This window comes from Methylocaldum sp. MU1018, assembly GCF_053646775.1.
The window spans coordinates 3,477,176-3,495,540 of record NZ_CM132195.1 but is presented as its reverse complement, the minus strand read 5'-3'; the positions used below and the strand labels follow the sequence as shown (position 1 = coordinate 3,495,540).

Genomic DNA, 18,365 nt, shown 5'->3' with positions numbered 1-18,365 from the left:
CGCCGGCGCAGGCCGACGGGGGTTTCTTTTTTGGGGCCTCCGCCGGACTCCGGCACTACCGAAGGAGAACCCCATGATGATACCGACCGGCGCCCAACTCACCGTCCGTCTTCTCGAACGGCAGGGCGTGCGCGTCGTCGCCGGAATTCCCGGCGGCGCCAACCTGCCGATCTACGACGCTCTTTCGCATTCCGCTCAAATCCGCCACGTCCTCGCCCGACACGAACAGGGCGCGGGTTTCATCGCCCAAGGCATGGCAAGGGTCACCGGCGTTCCCAGCGTGTGCATGGCTTCGTCCGGCCCGGGCGCGACCAATCTGCTGACCGCGATCGCCGACGCCAAGCTCGATTCGATTCCGCTGGTGGCGATCACGGGCCAGGTTCCGCGCGGGATGATCGGCACCGATGCCTTTCAGGAGGTCGACACCTACGGCCTGACCATTCCCATCACCAAGCATAATTTTTTGGTGGACTCGGCCGAGGAACTGCTCGAAGTCGTACCGAGCGCCTTCCGCATCGCGGCTTCCGGACGTCCGGGGCCGGTGTTGATCGATATTCCCAAGGACGTGCAATTGGAATCGCTCGAGGTGAACGTATGGCCCACACCCGGCGCCCCGGACCCGATTCCGCCGGTCGATATCGCGCTCGTCGAGCGGACGGCGGATCTGATCGAGTCGGCGGAGCGGCCGATTCTGTACCTCGGCGGCGGCATCCTGCACGCAGGGGCGTCGGAATTGGCCGGGGCTCTGGCCGAAAAATCGTCGCTGCCGACGGTCATGACCTTGATGGCGCTCGGCTCGCTGCCGGTGGATCATCCTTTGTCGCTGGGCATGCTCGGCATGCACGGGGCGCGCTGTACCAACCTGGCGCTGGACGAATGCGACCTGCTGATCGCCGTCGGCGCCCGCTTCGACGACCGCGCGACCGGCAAGGTCGCAGCGTTCTGTCCGAATGCGAAGGTCATTCACATCGACATCGATTCGGCCGAACTGGACAAGATCAAAACCGCTCACGTCGGCATCCGGGGCGACGCGGCCAGCGTGCTGCGAGAGCTGTTGCCCAGAGTGCGGGCTCAAAACCGGGAATCGTGGCTGGCCCGCATCGCCGAATTGAAGCGGAGGTTCCCCCTGGCCACACCCGGCATCGATGATCCGCGCACCCATTACGGCTTGATACGCGCCGTGGCCGAATGCCTCGACCAAGAGGCGATCATCGCGACCGATGTCGGCCAGCACCAGATGTGGGTGGCGCAAAGCTATCCTCTGCGCCGCCCGCGCCGCTGGCTGACCTCGGGCGGACTCGGCACCATGGGCTTCGGTTTACCGGCCGCGATCGGCGCGGCGCTGGCCGAACCGCAAGCGACCGTGGTCTGCTTCTCGGGCGACGGCAGCATCCTGATGAATGTACAGGAGTTGGCGACCGCCGCCGAAGAGGACGTCAACGTCAAGGTGGTGCTGATGAACAACAACGCGCTCGGCCTAGTACATCAGCAGCAGACCCTGTTTTACGGCAAGCGCATCTATGCATCGAAGTTTCGCGCCGCGCCCGATTTCGTGCGGATCGCCCAAGGCTTCGGCCTTCGCGCCGTCGATCTCGACACGGCGGAGAATCCGAGGGACGCCCTGCGAGATGCGCTGACCACGCGCGGCCCCTGCCTGATCCACGCCGGCATCGACGTCGAGGATCAGGTCTTGCCCATGGTGCCGCCAGGCGCCGCCAACAAAGAGATGATCGGAGGCTGAATCGTGAACCGGCACTCGCTTACCGAAGAAATGACATCGTCCCGCGCCGTTCTGGAGCTCGATGTCGTCAACCATCCCGGCGTCATGTCCCCTGTGGTCGGCCTGTTCTCGCGCCGTGCTTACAACGTCGAAGGCATTCTCTGCATGCCGGTGGGTACGGGCGCGACCAGCCGAATCTGGCTGCTGGTCAATGAAGACGCGCGCCTTGCGCAAATGGTCAAGCAACTCGAAAAGCTGGAAGACGTTTTGAGCGTGCGCCGCCACGGCGCCGATCACGAGGTGTTCGTGCGGCTGGAGGCGTTTTTCCGTTAGCGCGGTTGGCCGCGGCGGCCGTTACAGCCGGGCAACTACTGTCCTGGCGATAAGTCTGATTACTTAGGCAAGTGTGCCAAAAAGCCGTGGCCACGATTCGATCATACAGACAGCGAGGATGTAGTATGAAACGCGATGACGGAAAAAGGACCGATGGGCCTTTTGTCCTGAAGGGCGCTCCCCGGACTGGACTTCAGCCGAATGTGTTCAAAGGCTGTCTAGTCTTCGTGACTGGGTTCTGGGTGGCATCGGCCTACGCCCAGCCTGCCTATGCGCCCCGCAGTGTCAATCATCCCGCGCCTCAGGTCAGCGCGGGCTTCGGTACATCCGTGGCCGGGGTGGGCGATGTGAACGGAGACGGCAAGGCCGACTTCCTGGTCGGGGCTCCGGGGCAAGCTGCGGACGGCAATCCTCGCCAAGGCCAGGCCTTTGTTTTGAGCGGGTCCGATCGAAGTCTTCTCTACCGAGTGAACAACCCGGAGCCCCAAGCCAACGCGCTCTTCGGCCAAGCCGTGGCCGGGGTGGGCGATGTCGACGGCGATAAGATTCCTGACCTCCTCGTGGGGGCCCCCGAGCAGGCCGTAAAGGGTAATGATCGGCAGGGCCGGGCCTTCGTTTTCAGCGGCGCCAACGGGAGGCTCCTTTACAGCCTGGACACTCCGATACCCGAGAAAGGCGCCTCGTTCGGCACCTCGGTGGCCGACACGGGCGATATCAACGACGATGACATTCCCGACCTGTTGATAGGGGCGCCCGGACAAAACGGGCCCGACATTCCCGGGCAGGGCCGGGCTTTTGTCTTCAGCGGGGCCGATGGGCGTCACCTCCTAACGCTTAGCTACCCACGTTCCGAGGGTGGCGATTTGGGCCAAGCCGTGGCCGGGGCGGGCGACGTGACCGGCGACGGCATTCCCGACTTTCTGGTGGGAATGCCTGGCCTGGGCCGCGTGGGCCGAGCCCTGGTTTTCAGCGGGGCCGATGGCGGCCTCGTTCACGTCCTCAATGTGGTAGCGCCGGAGGAGCGGGCCTTCCTGGGCGCAGCAGTGGCAGGAATAGGCGACGTGAGTGGCGACGGCGTTCCCGATCTATTGGTGGGAGCGCCGTTCCTGCCCATAGGCGAATACGGGAATTTTGTATTCAGCGGAGGGGCATTTGTATTCAGTGGCGCCACCGGTGAGCTTTTGTACCAGGTGGAAAGCTCGACGCCGGAGAACCATGCCGATTTCGGCTCCGCCGTAGCCGGATTGGACGATGTGAACGGAGACGGCATTCCCGATCTTCTGGTGGGGGTGCCCGGACGAGAAACTGACGACGCTCCCGAGGGTAAAGTCGTTGTCGCGAGCGGGGCCGACGGCCGTGAGCTCCTGGTTCTCCGTAACCCCGGCCGTCAAGCTCTTGCCCGTTTTGGTCGATCCGTGGCGGGAATCGGGGATGCGAACGACGACGGCGTCCCAGATCTTGTGGTAGGGGCGCCTTTCCAAGATGCTAGCGGCAATCGTGACCAGGGCCGTGCGGTTCTTTTCCTCAGCGGCGCTCCCGCTTCGTTCACGTGCCTCGGCGCGCCGGCCACGATCGTCGGCACGCCGGACAACGATATCTTGCGGGGAATGCCGGGTGACGATGTGATCGTCGGCCTGGCCGGAAACGACGTGATTGACGGCCGAGGAGGGGACGATCGTATCTGTGGCGGCAACGGGAATGACGTCATCCAGGCCGGCGCGGGCAGCGATAGGGTCGACGGCGGCGCTGGAAACGACGTGATCAATATGGTCGACGGCGTCCGCGGCAACGATACGGTCAACGGCGGCAGCCACGTCAGCGGCGACGTCTGTGTGGCCGACCGAGGAGACACGATACGCAACTGTAACCCGTGATCGAGTCGCAGTTCGGCAATTCCCGACGTTCGGGCGCTTCCGTTCGGGCATTCAGCGGGTGCTCGGATAACGTTTTACGAAGTGCTTGGATCGGATTTCGTAGCCGTTGGCCAGGTAAAAGCGGTGAGCTTCAAGGCGTCGGTCGCTGCGGGTCAACTCGACCCGGTCACATCCCCGACCGACGAAGAAATCGTCCGCCGCCTTCAGCAATTCGGTTTCGAGGCTCCGCCGCCTGATGTTTTCGTCGATCACCAGCGCGGAAATGCGCCCCCATTTCCCCCGTTCGTGGAGCGGAGCAACGATGTGCAGAACGATCGTCCCGACCACTGCCGCGCCGATTTCGCCCACCAGCGCCAGATCCGAATCCGATCCGTCGTAGGCAAGGAGTCCGGTGCGAAGTTCGCTCGCGTCGATCGCGTAGCCCAGTTGCCGGAAAAGCGGGACCAGCCGTTCGCAGTCCGAGGATGCCGCAGGACGAACCGTCATGCGCGGTTGGGCGCGAACTTCGGTATTGGTCGCCGGGTGCAAACGATCAATCCTCCCGGCTGAGATGCGCCAATCGGTGCGCATGGGATTCCCAGTTTCGGCCGTCGAACGGTTCGACGACCAATTCCTCGGGCTGCGGCGTCAGACAGCGGACGTTCACGTCGTAGCCGTCCGGGTTGGACCTGGGGCTGTAAAAGGGCTTGATGCCGCAAGTCTTGCAGAACAGGTGCTTGGCGACGCCCGTGTTGAAGGTGTAGACCGCAAGGTTCTCCTCGCCCTTCAGCAGCTTGAACTGCGATTTGGGGACGATGAGGTGCAGGAAGCCGGATTTGGAACAAATCGAGCAATTGCAGTCCTGGCAAACGACCCGCTCGGGAGCCTCGACCTCGAATTGAACCGCTTCGCAATGACAACTACCGCGATAGATCATGGTTTTCCGTCTCATGAAAAAGCCCACAGGCTGGGATGGCCTTTCGCGGAATCCCGGTTTATCCGCGCCCTGGAATGCCGGGTTTCCGCTAGCGTTTCAACCCGGCCTGCGGCCCTGCCGTTTTGAGGAAACTTTCATATTTAAACCTAAATACGGCCGTCGGAAACGACCTGAAAAGCCCTAAGCCCTAAACCCTCATCCCCGGCCCTCTCCTAAAGGGAGCGGGTGTTTGGCCCCTCGACCCTTTGGGCGCGAGGGGTTGGGGAGAGGGCATACAGGGCATGCGGCGGCCGGCGCGGCCTTGCGGCCGTTTCGGCGATTCGACGGCGGTTTTTAGGTTAAAACGAATTTCAAGGCATCGGCCCATCAAAATATGATGTCCGCAAGGAGTTTCCGTCAACCGCACGATTACGCGGGTTCTCGGCTTCGGAACGAATGGTTTGCGCCAAAACCGGTCTAAGGTTCTGTTCTCTTCGATCGATCGCACGCCCGGCTTCAGGAACCGGCGCGGAAATTCGAAGCCGCCTCAAACGCGGCCGCCGCTCGATAATACCTACAGGGATGAAATCATATGAAAAACGACCATGGAAACAGCATATGCGCGTTCGCGGTCCTCAATGGCGCCATTCTTGCCCTGGCCTTGCAGTCGCCCGCGGCGTCCGCAAAAACCCTCGGCCTCGTGGCGGATGACGTCACGCGAACGGTCACGGTATTCGATGCCGACACCGATACGGTACTGGGGTCGGTGATCACCAGCGGCGCAGGCTTCGGCATGGGCGACGTGCAGATTACGCCCGATCAGACCCGTGGCTTCGTGACCAATTTCAACAGCGAAATCTTCGTCATCGATTTGACCGCATCGCCGCCCCGTCTCGCCGAAGGCCCGAACCCGATTCCCATTTCCAACCCCGGCGAGGATCTCGCGATCAGCCCCGACGGCAAGTTCCTGCTGGTGTCCGATGGCGGTGTCAGCGGCCCCATCTCGGTGATCGAGATTGCCAGCCAAACCGAGGTCCACACCTTGTCCGTGGGTTCCGATACCACGTCGATCGAAGTTTGCAGCGACGGTTCGGTGCTGGCGACGTCGATCTACGACCAGACGGTGCGCCGACTCGTCCTCAGCGCCACGGGCGCGTTAACGGACACCGGCGAGCGATTATCTTTCGATGACGGACCGAATAACGTCATCTGCGCGCCTGACGGCACGTCGGGCCTCGCCGTCATTCGCGACTATCCCTCCGGCATTCGTTCGTTCAAAGTTCCGGGGCTACAAGCCGCCGATGCGCGCCCGTTATCCGGGACATCCGGGATTTCCGGCCTGATTAACGCCGCCGGAGACCGGGTTTATGTCAGGAATAATGGCGATTTCGTCAACGACAAAGGTTTTGTCGGGGTCTTTGGAGCCGTCGACGTTTACGGTTACGACGCCGTGGCCGCCACACTGAGCGCCGCACCGCTCTTTTCGATCCCGGTTGCCTACGGTCCTCTATTTTATGGAATGGATCAGATGGCGCTGCATCCCGGCAATGCCAAGCTGTATGTATCCGAGCCCAATGCCCTGAAGGTGTATGACGCGAAGACCGGCGCCCTGCTGAGGTCGATTACCGATCCGAACATCGTGGACCCGACCGGGGTCGTCGTCGCGGCGGCAACCGACTCCTGCGCCGGCCGGCCGCCCGCCGGAGCGATCGTGGGCACCGACGGCCCCGATGCGCTGCGCGGCACGCCGGGCGACGATGTCATCTACGGCCTGGGTGGCGACGATGCGATCGACGGCCGCGGCGGAGACGACCTGATTTGCGGCGGCGACGGCGACGACAGGATCGAGGGCGGGCCGGGCGACGACTTCATCGACGGCGGCGCCGGTCAAGACCGAATCGAAGGCGGTCCGGGCAAAGACACCCTCGACGGCGGCCCCGGCGCCAACCTTTGCGCGGCCGATCCGGAAGATACCGTCCAAAACTGTAACCCGCACTTCCCCGGACACCCGGCTTCGAGCGGTCGACAATCGAAAAAATAACGCCGCGAAAACCCCGCTTTCCGGGAGAGCAGGGCGGTCAAATGGATAAGGCGTTCGAACGCCGCCCCGGACGGGCGGGCTGGTCGAAGCCACAGGGAGGTGTGCTCACGCCGCCATCGAAACGACCGCCCGGTTCATCCCCACGTTCGTGGGGGTGAGCGGCGGGCACAGGAGCCGCGAACGCCGCCCCGGACGGGCGGGCTGGCCGAGGCCACAGGGAGGTGTGCTCACGCCGCCATCGAAACGACCGCCCGGTTCATCCCCACGTTCGTGGGGGTGAGCGGCGGGCACAGGAGCCGCGAACGCTCGCCCCGGACGGGCGGGCTGGTCGAAGCCACAGGGAGGTGTGCTCACGCCGCCATCGAAACGACCGCCCGGTTCATCCCCACGTTCGTGGGGAACGGTACCGCTTCAGACACTCAATCAGACGAGCGGCCGGTTCATCCCCACGTTCGTGGGGAACGGCATTCGCCAGACAGCCACACGGCTACCACCCGCGGTTCATCCCCACGTTCGTGGGGAACGGTCCCATCCATGCTTTTGCATGACCAGCAGGTCCGGTTCATCCCCACGTTCGTGGGGAACGGGACATCCGTTTCCTGCTCGGCAGAGTCCACGTCGGTTCATCCCCACGTTCGTGGGGAACGGGTGAACCGCTGATCTCAGGATATCGATCAAGCCGGTTCATCCCCACGTTCGTGGGGAACGGGGCGCTTTCTTTTTATCTGGGGGAGCAAGAGGGGGTTCATCCCCACGTTCGTGGGGAACGGATATCGGCTCGTGTGACGCGATTTGTACTCGACGGTTCATCCCCACGTTCGTGGGGAACGGGTCTGGTTGACATATACGATTTGTCAATTATTCGGTTCATCCCCACGTTCGTGGGGAACGGCCCGCACCGGACCCCGATGGCGGATATTCGGCCGGTTCATCCCCACGTTCGTGGGGAACGGTGAACGCGGCGGCGGCCTGGCTCGCAAAACAACGGTTCATCCCCACGTTCGTGGGGAACGGTCTGCATAGCGGCTGCGGAAATGCGGATTCTGCGGTTCATCCCCACGTTCGTGGGGAACGGTTGGCATTTCGGAGCGCGCCATGCGCTATTACCGGTTCATCCCCACGTTCGTGGGGAACGGAGGCGCACTCGATCAGTGCCCGCTCAGTTGGGCGGTTCATCCCCACGTTCGTGGGGAACGGTACCCGCTTGGTGGCAGCATGACCCGCCGCCTCGGTTCATCCCCACGTTCGTGGGGAACGGTTCGGCGGCTTCCGCGATGTTCTTGCTCTCGACGGTTCATCCCCACGTTCGTGGGGAACGGTTGTCCTGCCCACCGTTCAGGACGTAAAAAACCGGTTCATCCCCACGTTCGTGGGGAACGGATCGCTTGGGATGATGTCGAATCGTCAGGAGACGGTTCATCCCCACGTTCGTGGGGAACGGACACCCGACTTTGCGCCCTCGGCTTTCATCTTCGGTTCATCCCCACGTTCGTGGGGAACGGTGGCCCCGGCCCCATTGTGGATGTAGAGGTTTAGGTTCATCCCCACGTTCGTGGGGAACGGGTCGATTGTTTTCCTCTTTCATGGATTGCAGTTGGTTCATCCCCACGTTCGTGGGGAACGGGATAGCATGGCACGGCGCGACATCGGCAAACCCGGTTCATCCCCACGTTCGTGGGGAACGGTTCGGGCTTCTCGCCCTCCCTTCCCTGCAGAGCGGTTCATCCCCACGTTCGTGGGGAACGGCCGTTCTTTTCGTGGGCGATTGTCGGGTTGCTCGGTTCATCCCCACGTTCGTGGGGAACGGGGGACCGGAGACACCGCAGACGCCGATACCGGCGGTTCATCCCCACGTTCGTGGGGAACGGGGATGCGCTTCGCCTCCGCTACGCTCCGACCTTGGTTCATCCCCACGTTCGTGGGGAACGGCTAAGCTACGTTGGGTATTCATTGCTATGGGGCGGTTCATCCCCACGTTCGTGGGGAACGGACCATTTCTAACTCGTTGTTAAAAATGGCAAAAAACGCCGGTCGAAATTCTACCGGCGAATTGCCGCTTTGAAAATGAAAAATCCGGGTTGTTAAAGAGCATCTTTTCCCGCCGCGTCGGTCGGTTCGGGAGGATGGAAGGACACCAGTTTCAGGCCGTCCAGTTCGACCGGCATGCGCCGATTCTTGCCGAGGGTTACGAAGTCGAAGCCCGATTCCGTATTGGTGGACCACACCATCACCGCGTTGCCGTCGCCAATGCCGGCCTCGACCTGCGCCCAGAGCATTTCGCGGACTCGTTTCGACAAGTCGCCGACGTAGACGCCGGCGCGCACTTCCACCAGCCACACGCCCAAACGTCCGCGCAGCCTTGGCGGAACGTTTTCAACTACGATGACCAGCATCGCCCAGGCTCTTGGGGTTGGGGATGGCGGGGCCGACGGCGTCTTCCGGGGCTTCCGGCGGCTCCAGGCCGCCCGCGGCGAGCACGTCCTCGATGGTGGGGATGATCTGCTGCAGGAGCTTGGTTTGCCGGAATACGTCCCGGCAGGCGAGGCGGACGGCGCGTTCCGGTTCGCCCGGCTGCTGGGAGGCAATCTTGAAAGCGACCGGCACGACCGTGTCGAATTTGAAGAGGTCGGCGATGTCGTAGACGAATGACAAGGGTTTTCCGGTGTGGATGAAACCCACTGCCGGCGCATAGCCCGCCGCCAGCACCGCCGCTTCGGTGATGCCGTAAAGACAGGCGGTGGCGGAGCTGACGCAGCGGTTGGGCAGGTCGCCGGAGCCCCATTCGTCGGCGTCGTAGTTACGATGCTTCCAGGTGACGCCGTAGCGCTTGGCGAGCAGTTCGTACAGCTTCCGGACCCGCGCGCCCTCGATGCCCCGAAGTTGCTGGACGCTGCGCCGTTCCGGCGGCTTTTCCTTGAATCGGAACTCGTACATCTTGCGCACCACCTTGAGCCGGGCGTCTTCGTCCAGGGCGAGTTTGGCCTGATACAGAAGACGATCCGAGCGCGCGCCGCCCGGCTGTCCCGAGGCGTAGAGCCGAACCCCGGCTTCGCCGACCCAGACCAGCAAGGTGCCGACCCGCGCCGCCAGCGCTGCCGCCCGGTGCGACACTCGCGTGCCGGGTTCCAGCATGATGCAGGCGATCGATCCCACCGGAATGTGGGTCCGCACGCCGGTCTTGTCGATCACCACGAACGAGCCGTCGAGCACGTCGATCTCGCCGTATTCGATGAAAATGAGGGAAACGCGCTCTTTCATGGCGATGGGTTTGAGGGGAGGGAGAAGGTCGCTCATCGCCAGTCCTTCAAGTGCATGGCGTGCTTATCGTCGCTCACGGCCTTGAGGTATTTCTCGTCGACGGTGACAAAGATGCCTTCATTGACGATGGCAAGAGCATGATAGGCCGCGTCGTAGAAGGTGACGCGGTGGCGGGCGGTCAATGCCAGGATTTGGCGTTGGCGGTCGTCGGTCATGGGTTTTTCGAACGAGGCGAGTTGATCGCGCAAATCCGCCAAGTCCTTGTCGGCATGTTCCGGATCAAAATATTGCCGACCTCGAAATACCACAGAGCCGGCAGAGCGACACCCACATTCCCTTCGGTGAGCGGCTCCGCGTCGGGCGGCAACACCCCTTTCCGGATGACCGAGGCATCGATGACGATCAGGCCGCTCATCGATGGCTATTCCGGTCCTCGCGGACCCATTCTTCAGTCGTGCCCGGCAGACGTTCCTTGGTCTTGGCGCGCTCGCGGAGTCGCGCGAACGCTTGCTGCCGCCGTCTTCTCAGCAAGAACTCTTCCGGGGCCTGATTGATCAGGCTGCTACATTCGCCCTTGGGAACCTGCTGTAATTTTTCCCAAACGCGATCGTCAAGTATCACATTGATTCTGCGCGCCATAAGTGTGTGCGATTTTTGTCGATGGATTTGCTCATCGATTATAGGCATCAAATCCGCCGCCGAAGGCTTTGACGGGGCCGATGCCTTCACTTCATCGCTTCTTTAAGGGCAACCCGACGCGGTGCGAACTTCCGGATTCCATCCGGTGCTGCAAAGCACAGCGGTTGATCCGGCAACGAATCAGTGCCTTCATCGAAGCCCTCTACTTCGCGCTGATGAGTAAACGCTTCCAGCGGTTGATCGTCCAACAGAGAAAGTAAGGCATCCGGTTCATTGGCGAAAATGCCGCTGAATATCGGTGCGGTGGGAATGCAAGCTTTCCGCCCAAGCCAAACGCCCCATACAGGATTTTCCAATGCTCGCCCAAAAGAATTAATGAGCGAGATATTGCCTGATAGTACACAGGCAAAAGAGGCATCACATAGATATTGTCTGTAAGTGAGATGAGTATCCTTGGTTTTCCCATCAGCCGTCTTCGTATTCTGCACCGTGTGGTAATCGGTAATACGCCGGACCAGTAATTCTGCGGGTTTTTCCCCGTATTTTATCCAGCGTGGAACGGCTACCGTCAGCAGTCGCAGTCCTGCGCATTGTTCAAGCAACGTTTTCTCCTCTGCGGAACCGCGCGGGATTCCCAAAGCGGCAAGACACATGCCGAGAATGGCGCTTTTGGTGGGAAGCAGGCCGGAGTTACGTCGGTTGTATTGGCTATTGAAACCCCAAGCTTGAAGCGGTCCTTCCAGCCGTAAGGCGAGATGAGCAATTTCAATCGACATGAGCGCACACCTTATCCAGGAATTCAGCAAGGCTTAGGTCGGGAATTGCTCCATTGAAGAGTTCGCTCTTATCCAAACCCCAAGTGCTATTAAGGTTTTCGCGTTCGTTTTTCATCGCATCCAGCGAAGTTTCGAACAAGCCTTTTCCGCCATAAGCCCGTGTCGGTTTCTCGAAGGCATTAACCAGTTGCACGGGGTGGCCGCTACTACGCACCACGCCAAGTACATAGCCCGGCAGGGTGGCAGCATTCATCGAATTTTTGCGAGCGCCTGGAATTGCCTTGAGTGTGGCTTCGATGAAGGCACGGACGACTTCCTGCCGCTCTTCGCGGGACAACGCTTGCAGGTGATTCTTATCAGCCAGCATATCTATATTTAACGCGGTAAAACGATAATAAGTGGCGGAGTTGAATTCCAAAGTACCGGTCATACCCGCGCCGGATTCCTCATTTGGCTGCCAATCGTCCACGGCAGAGAAGAAGTCGATTTCATTATCGACTTTGTGGGTAGACAAGGCATGGCTGAATAAAGCCGCGCCTTCCAACGTGAGCGAATGGTCGTTGGCGACCATGCGCCCGAACAGGGCAATATCGGCGGCATCTTTGAGAATTTCGGATGAAGCGGCTTTTTTGATGGCTTTCTTTGTATCGCCGGTTTCGTGAAAAGCCCTTGCCAACGCTTCAAGTTCGGCCTGTGAAGTGAAGAAAAGGGTTTTTACCTTGAGTTTCCCCGTTTTCTTCTCCGTATCAATATCGAATTTTGATAATGCATCAGCCAGCGCTTTGGCTTTATCGAGTGCGTCCGCTTCGGCTACGCCTTCAGCAATCAATGCATCGCGCAACGGCTCGACGATTAGCCGCGTGCGCTGGCCTTGAAAACGGGGACTGATTTCCGTTGCCAACTCCCGAATTGCTCGTTTCCAAGATTGACTGGATACACGCGCCCGCTGTACTCCACCGAAAATGGCAGTCTTGGGAGAATTGAGATCGTCACGATTAAGGCAAGCGACGGGAAAGGATTGCAGGATATGCAGTTCGAGATGCTTCATGATCGGTTCCTTTGTTATTGCTCTTGATTAAATTCGAACGGGTTGCAGCAGCAACATGCCGAAGCCGAAGCCTTTGGCGCTACCTATGCCCTTATAAAAGGCTTCTTCAAATTGTTGTTGATGGGTGACTTCGAGCACTCCGCGAAAACACACGCCGGTATGGACGCCATGTCCGTTTCTCTTGCGGAAGACCTGATCTTGGCAGAACCCTACTTCTGGAGCTTCGAGTACATTGAAGCCGGATTCCATTGCTTTTCGTCGTAGCCACTCGGATTGCTCATCGATACGAGTGAGTGGTTTGCGACGGCCGTTCTTGGTGCGCTCGCCATTCGCATCGAACTTCAACACCTTGCGAGTGGGATTGGCTCGCAAATCGAAGCGGTATTGACGATGGCCCAGAAATTCCGGAGCAATGGATTTCACTGCCCAGCATTCTTCCGGGCACCAGTCCGGTCGTTCGGGGCGGTGCTCTTTAGAAAGCAGCAGTAAAGTGAACCCACTCGGTCCTGAGTCGAGCCGGGAAAGGAACGGGCGCGGTTGGCCGTCCAGTTTTGGAAATGCCTGCCAAGCTGCTCGATGCCAAGCGTAGCCATCTGTAAGTTCAAGACGCCGATAAGCAGCCAAATCGGGTTCAATCAGAGCCCTTGCCAGCCAACTCATGAGGCTTCCTCCGGTTCCGTCGTCGGCGCCCAGAAACTGCGCGCCCATTCCGTCCGTACTCGCTCGGTACGGTATTGCCAGTTGAGCAGGTCTTCGAACAGTCGTTGATAGTTAACCGGAATGTCTTCCGCCTTGGCCCGAAGCACGAGACGAATGATCCGATCAAAAATTTCCTCGTCTTCCGCCGCCAGCAAATGCTGAAAACGGCGGGAGATAGCACCGACGCCTTCCGCCGTAGCAAGCTGCTTGCGTTCATCCTCTCCCAGCAATGCCCGGCACAGTGTGCCGAAATCGCCTTCGGACGTTTCTTCCGGATGGGTGGCGTACAGACCGGCGACGGTCTGCACGGTCCGGGCAAGATGCGTGTCGCCAATACCCCCGAAACGTCCCAGATACGGCCAAGCACGATGACGTTTGCCGTCTACCAGGACGCAACGCATGTCAGCCATGAGACCCCGATCGTCCCGCCGGCTGCGTAGAAATTCGAACAGCTTTTCCTGTAGCTTTTGTGTCGCGGTTTTTTCAGTTGGTTTTTCCATTGTTGTTTATTCCTCCATCTCCTCGACTTCGGGTTCTTCCGGTTCGGTTTCGTGTTTGGGCTTGGCGAACAGCTTGTCCCAACCTAGCGCGAAAGCTCGCATCTGACGGGGCGTTTCCTGGCCGCAGGCGAGTTTGTAGGCTTCGCGCGCTGCACCATGCACCGCTTTACGCCACACACGGCGGGTTTGTTCGACGGCTTCGGCGGTTGTGCCTATCGCTGCAACATGGTCCATCAAGCTGGGGCGCAGTTTTTCCACAGCGGTCCAATAATGGCGGGTGGCAGTGGCGTGCAACTGACCGCGCAACTGGTTTTTCTTGGGGCCGGCCATCTTGATTCTAGCCTCCCAACCGCCATCAATCTGTTCTCGATAAGTTTCCACCGCCCAGGAAAGCTTGCTTGCAATCCTCTCAGCCCAACGTACTTCCGCGTCATAGGCAGTGCGGACGCTATCAGTACGCATGTTGGCGGGAACATGAAAAACAGATTCGACCGTCTCAAGAATACTGGCCTTGTTGGTAAGGAGGGCTCCTACCCAGAGGTCAAATGGGACGTTATCGGGGATATTGCTCAGAGTTAGCGCACCGCCTGTTTGACCTTGTTTGCGGGAAGCAATAAGCGCGGATAACTCGCGCCAGATAGCCTTGGCACCAGCACCAAGCAACTGCCTTTCCTCATTGTTCCGGCTGATAACTATCGTCGCAGCAGCTTCTGCCGGAAATTCAGGAAAAGCGGGATAAACGAGGCCATTACCTAACAGTATTCCGTCGCCATTGGCTTGCAATCGGAGCAGCCGAGAAAGAGGAACCAAACGTCCGAGATAGGTTCGTGTGGCATTCTCCACCGCTGGTTTATCGTCGAGATTGGCAGGAATGCATTCCCAGACCGGTTTCCCCCAACTCACGTGGCTTACATCATTGAAATGTTGGGCCACAGTCTCTTTGGTCAGCAGGTTGACACAGATAGTGTCGTACAACGTTTCGCAGCGAAGATAGGCGTGGAGCATCGAAGAGGGAGTACATGGCGCATGAGCGCTGGATTTGCTGGTTTCCTTACCATCCCAGCGCACTTTGGCGATCAAACCACCAGGAGAGAATTGTTGTGAGGTTAGTAACATCAACGCCAGAACTGCCGGGGGAAAAGTTCGAGTAGCCGTCGGAAAACCTCCGTGATCAAACAATGTAGTGTTATTTCCCGTGGCTAGAGCGAAATCCAATTTACTTGCCGAAGTAAGAGTTCCCAAATCGCTGTCTTGATCAGCTTTTGCGTTTTTTGCTGGCTTCTCGATACAGGCGACCTGCAAAAATGGTTTTTGTGAGTGAAACAAATCGAACGAATCCCGCCATTTTTCCAAATAGTGTTCCGCCGCTTGGGGTAGGTTTTTCGGCGCTTCGTCCCAACTATCGATGTCCTCCGGTCCATCCAATGCCGCTTGAGCAACACAGATCAATAGCCGCATCAGGGCAATGCGTTCGTGCGGACGCACTGACAAATCGGAAAATTGCTGGCCTTCCGTGAAAACTTCCAAAAGGCTGGCGAGTCGGTGCTCGCCGCCCGGTTTTACCACTGGAATCCAAGGTTCAGTCACAAGATTCATGATCGATTTTCCCCTCCTTTCCGCGCCGAATTTCCAGGCCGCGGTCAACATGCCAATAAAGTGAGATGTCTTCTTTCAAGCCCGGAATCTTTATCGTGCCGTCAGGTTGCACCCAGGCGATGGCCTGTTCGCCCTTGACGTAACGGCGCGTGGTTTCTTCACGTTGAAAGACCGCAAATGCGGACTTAGGGACCTTCACCAGATTGCGGTGAAGAGCACGCGCAGTGTCGAGCCGGAAAATATCGTCCGTCAGATTAGCCACTTCTCCATTGAGTAGGGTAAGTTGTTTGCTTTGAAGTGAAACCGCCAGGATCAATTGGACGGTTTTTACCTCGCTGACACGTGTCTGTACGCCTTCCTGATCATCCAGCATAGGATTCCAAATGTTGGCCGCCATGTGGGCGACTTGTTTTTTGGCGAATTCATCGCCATGGATTTCCTCTTTCCAGGCTTGCCAACCTTCTGGTTCATTCTCGCGTTCGACATAGGTTGCCTTTAACAAAGCTCGGATATCCATTGGAATCCGGATAATCGACCGCGATGGCGATGACCATTCCTCCAACGAGCGTAGCAGCACATAAGGGGAATACACCCAAGCTTTTGCGCCGAATGTTTTTCGAATTTCTTCCTTGCCCAAGACACGCAGTTCGGCCAGCGGTTTAGCCTCCCGCAAAATCCAGCACTCCGGGCGTTCGGTCGGACGTGGGCTGCGTGGATGCCGCCATAAGCGGCCGATACGTTGCAGCAACATGTCAGTCGGGGCGAGTTCCGTAACCAACAAATCCGCATCTAAATCGACGCTTTGCTCTACTACCTGGGTCGATACGAGAATGCATCCCGATGGCCGCAGCCCCTTGGCTTCGCCATCCTTGCCCAAGGCATCCATCCAGTACTCTTCCAGTTCTTCCCGTCGGAAATGCGGAAATCGGGAATGCAGCAATCCTAAAGCCGGGACATCGGCATCATGTTGGGCCAAAGCCTCAAACTCGCCATAGATCATTTGAGCGCTGGCAACCGTGTCGCAAATCCACAGCACACAAGCACCCCGGCGAGCTTTATTCCAGACATCCCGTAAGGCCTCTTTAGGTTCTACGAAGTCGATATGGACGGAGCTGTCTTTCGGCGGCTCTATCGGGTGTGGCGTAATGAATGCTCCGCCGGACTGTCGTCCGGAAATTAACGGGTAAGCCGTGGCTTCTTCGGATGACTCGGACTCGTCCAACAATGCCGCACGGCGTTCCGGAGTTAGCGTGGCGGATAAGAGAATGACGGTGCAGCCCAAATCTTCCAAGGTCTTGCATAGCACTCGGATCAATGTGCCGGTATAGAAATCATAGGAATGAATCTCATCCAAGATGACGACTTTGCCTGCCAAGCCGAAGCGCCGAACAAAGAAGTGCTTGGCAGCAACTACCGAGAGCAAGGCTTGATCCACTGTGCCCACGCCAAATGGTGCGAGGACCGAACGCTTGGCGGAGGCGAACCAATCACGGGCGGCTCGGGCGTCTTCCGCTGGCTTGCCGGATGCGGTTGCCGAAGGTTCTGGTTGATTGACTCCATCCATCAACCAGGAATTGGCGTGGATCAGGCGAGTCGTTGGGTTCTCCGGGCAAATGACACCGATGAAGTCGTTGACCCTAAGATGAATGCGGTTGCTGGTGGCTTGGGTCGGGAGAGCGAAGTAAATGCCGTTTGCCTTGCCTTCGGTCAGCAAACGATAGGCGCAGGCTAAGGCAGCCTCGGTCTTGCCCATGCCCATAGGGGCTTCGATGACATAGACGCCGGGTTCGGTGATGGCTTCCAGAGCTTTGCTTTGCAAGTCATTCGGTGGGAAACGGAATAGTTGGTCGAAGCTGAAGCCGGTCTTCGTTGTGGGATCGGCAAAGCCGATTCTTTCCACGGCCTTCCGTGCCCGTTTCCGGCTTTCCTCGGGTGAGAAGTTCTGGTCCGCTTCCGGCGGGAAATTGGTTTCATCCGAACCGATCCAGTCGGCGACCGAGATTAAGCCGGCCAGCCACCAGAGATGCGGAGAATCCGGGCCGATTTCGGTATCCGGCAATTCTCCAAGCGCTTCTATTAGCTGACGCGCTACTTGCCTACGCTCCTTTTCCCACTCGGCATCGGTTGAAGCATTATTGTCGTTCGACATACCAGCTATTGCCTGCAAACCACGATCACCGGGACGATGCAAGCGGCCATGATGAGCGCCCACGGATACCGCCCAATAAATCGCGCTTTTGCGTTTTATGCCGGTTTCGAACAGCAGGCTTTGCACGGTGAACTGGCTTACCTTCGAGTGGTCCTTTTCCAGGTTTTGCCAACCCTGAGAGGTGCTGATTTCGGTCAAGCCATTCTGTTCGAGCCAAGCTGGACACTTGCATTGAAAGCCTTGGGAAATCTTGCCGATATCGTGCAGCGCGGCCATAACAGCTACTGCTTGCGGATTGAGCTTGAAATCTGCGAGCAAAGATGGCTTATGAGAAGCAATGAAGTGGGCTACATGGCCGACATTGAGCATATGATGAAAAACGCCTATGCCAGGGCGCTTATCTTCTGTGGTTTTGGCCCAAAACTCGATTTGATCGAGGTTAAGCATGGATTCCTCCCGCCAGGTTCGCACAATGCCAGCCGGGACATTGCTCCTGCTTCGGAGGCAGAATCGGGACGCTCTTCCCCCAATATTTCCAATAAGCGCGCTCAGCAGTCATGATTCATCCCCTATGTGTAACGTCGAGGTTATAGCATGGGTAGTGGCTCACCAGATGAGGCGATAAACGGCGGCGTTTGTCGGAAAAGGCTGAATTTTGTGTAAGCGATGGCTTACGTGTAACGATGAGCGGCGCCGTTGCAAGGGCATCGGCCGCTTCGAGGGGCGGGGCTTTTATCGTCACATCTTCCGTACACGTTGCCGCGTATGGTTTTTCCTGGGCCGACGCGGGATTTTCCCGCTTTTGTCGTGCGCGGATTTCGGGAGATGTTGAACGAG

At 58.9% G+C, this 18,365-nt stretch carries 17 protein-coding genes and 1 CRISPR repeat array; of the genes, 4 read left to right on the top strand and 13 right to left on the bottom strand.

The genetic code is table 11. From position 1 onward, the window contains the following. Window positions 1-73: 73 nt before the first annotated feature. From ilvB to ACWJKU_RS16045, 3 genes are all read left to right on the top strand, one after another. The gene (gene ilvB, locus ACWJKU_RS16055) at window positions 74-1,741 is read left to right on the top strand and encodes an acetolactate synthase large subunit (protein ID WP_454143848.1); all 1,668 of its coding nucleotides are present in this window, start codon (window positions 74-76) and stop codon (window positions 1,739-1,741) included. Between the two features lie 3 nt (window positions 1,742-1,744). Beyond that, on the top strand, window positions 1,745-2,053 hold the full coding sequence (gene ilvN, locus ACWJKU_RS16050; RefSeq protein ID WP_454143846.1) for an acetolactate synthase small subunit: 309 nt from the start codon (window positions 1,745-1,747) through the stop codon (window positions 2,051-2,053). 125 nt (window positions 2,054-2,178) lie between these two features. Next, a complete protein-coding gene (locus tag ACWJKU_RS16045) occupies window positions 2,179-3,927 on the top strand; it encodes a hypothetical protein (RefSeq protein ID WP_454143844.1) in 1,749 nt (582 codons plus the stop codon). A gap of 51 nt (window positions 3,928-3,978) precedes the next feature. Here ACWJKU_RS16045 and ACWJKU_RS16040 read toward each other — a convergent pair whose 3' ends face one another. Both ACWJKU_RS16040 and ACWJKU_RS16035 read right to left on the bottom strand, forming a co-directional pair. Then, the gene (locus ACWJKU_RS16040) at window positions 3,979-4,455 is read right to left on the bottom strand and encodes a GNAT family N-acetyltransferase (RefSeq protein ID WP_454143842.1); all 477 of its coding nucleotides are present in this window, start codon (window positions 4,453-4,455) and stop codon (window positions 3,979-3,981) included. A 4-nt stretch (window positions 4,456-4,459) separates the two neighbouring features. After that, window positions 4,460-4,858, bottom strand: coding sequence for a GFA family protein (locus tag ACWJKU_RS16035; RefSeq protein WP_454143840.1), 399 nt, complete (start codon window positions 4,856-4,858; stop codon window positions 4,460-4,462). 556 nt (window positions 4,859-5,414) lie between these two features. Between ACWJKU_RS16035 and ACWJKU_RS16030 the strand changes: the two genes are divergently transcribed. After that, a complete protein-coding gene (locus ACWJKU_RS16030; protein ID WP_454143838.1) occupies window positions 5,415-6,863 on the top strand; it encodes a hypothetical protein in 1,449 nt (482 codons plus the stop codon). Window positions 6,864-7,238: 375 nt separating this feature from the next. Continuing rightward, a CRISPR array of direct repeats spans window positions 7,239-8,853; the repeat unit is 29 nt; unit sequence CGGTTCATCCCCACGTTCGTGGGGAACGG. 91 nt (window positions 8,854-8,944) lie between these two features. Here the strand turns inward: ACWJKU_RS16030 and cas2e are convergent. From cas2e to cas3, 11 genes are all read right to left on the bottom strand, one after another. Beyond that, window positions 8,945-9,256, bottom strand: coding sequence for a type I-E CRISPR-associated endoribonuclease Cas2e (cas2e, locus tag ACWJKU_RS16025; protein ID WP_454143836.1), 312 nt, complete (start codon window positions 9,254-9,256; stop codon window positions 8,945-8,947). Next, window positions 9,237-10,157 (bottom strand): type I-E CRISPR-associated endonuclease Cas1e, encoded by a 921-nt coding sequence (gene cas1e / locus ACWJKU_RS16020; protein WP_454143834.1) that lies wholly within the window; start codon window positions 10,155-10,157, stop codon window positions 9,237-9,239. Before cas1e ends, cas2e begins: the two co-directional genes overlap by 20 nt. Next, window positions 10,154-10,336 carry a hypothetical protein gene (locus ACWJKU_RS16015; RefSeq protein WP_454143832.1) on the bottom strand — a complete coding sequence of 61 codons (183 nt, stop codon included), beginning with the start codon at window positions 10,334-10,336 and terminating at the stop codon, window positions 10,154-10,156. The genes cas1e and ACWJKU_RS16015 overlap by 4 nt, the downstream gene beginning before the upstream one ends. After that, window positions 10,333-10,536: a hypothetical protein gene (locus ACWJKU_RS16010; protein ID WP_454143830.1), complete on the bottom strand. Its 204-nt coding sequence runs from the start codon at window positions 10,534-10,536 to the stop codon at window positions 10,333-10,335. The genes ACWJKU_RS16015 and ACWJKU_RS16010 overlap by 4 nt, the downstream gene beginning before the upstream one ends. Then, complete coding sequence (locus tag ACWJKU_RS16005) at window positions 10,533-10,742, bottom strand: hypothetical protein (RefSeq protein ID WP_454143828.1); 210 nt, start codon at window positions 10,740-10,742, stop codon at window positions 10,533-10,535. The genes ACWJKU_RS16010 and ACWJKU_RS16005 overlap by 4 nt, the downstream gene beginning before the upstream one ends. A 104-nt stretch (window positions 10,743-10,846) precedes the next feature. Further along, complete coding sequence (cas5e, locus tag ACWJKU_RS16000; RefSeq protein ID WP_454143826.1) at window positions 10,847-11,536, bottom strand: type I-E CRISPR-associated protein Cas5/CasD; 690 nt, start codon at window positions 11,534-11,536, stop codon at window positions 10,847-10,849. Further along, entirely contained in the window at window positions 11,526-12,584 is a 1,059-nt protein-coding gene (gene cas7e / locus ACWJKU_RS15995; protein WP_454143824.1) for a type I-E CRISPR-associated protein Cas7/Cse4/CasC, read from the bottom strand. Before cas7e ends, cas5e begins: the two co-directional genes overlap by 11 nt. Before the next feature lie 27 nt (window positions 12,585-12,611). Further along, window positions 12,612-13,244, bottom strand: a complete 633-nt coding sequence (cas6e, locus tag ACWJKU_RS15990) for a type I-E CRISPR-associated protein Cas6/Cse3/CasE (protein WP_454143822.1) — start codon at window positions 13,242-13,244, stop codon at window positions 12,612-12,614. Beyond that, on the bottom strand, window positions 13,241-13,783 hold the full coding sequence (gene casB / locus ACWJKU_RS15985; protein WP_454143820.1) for a type I-E CRISPR-associated protein Cse2/CasB: 543 nt from the start codon (window positions 13,781-13,783) through the stop codon (window positions 13,241-13,243). The genes cas6e and casB overlap by 4 nt, the downstream gene beginning before the upstream one ends. A gap of 6 nt (window positions 13,784-13,789) precedes the next feature. Continuing rightward, window positions 13,790-15,379, bottom strand: a complete 1,590-nt coding sequence (casA, locus tag ACWJKU_RS15980; RefSeq protein WP_454143818.1) for a type I-E CRISPR-associated protein Cse1/CasA — start codon at window positions 15,377-15,379, stop codon at window positions 13,790-13,792. Further along, window positions 15,363-17,975 (bottom strand): CRISPR-associated helicase Cas3', encoded by a 2,613-nt coding sequence (cas3, locus tag ACWJKU_RS15975; protein ID WP_454143816.1) that lies wholly within the window; start codon window positions 17,973-17,975, stop codon window positions 15,363-15,365. The genes casA and cas3 overlap by 17 nt, the downstream gene beginning before the upstream one ends. Window positions 17,976-18,365: the final 390 nt, after the last annotated feature.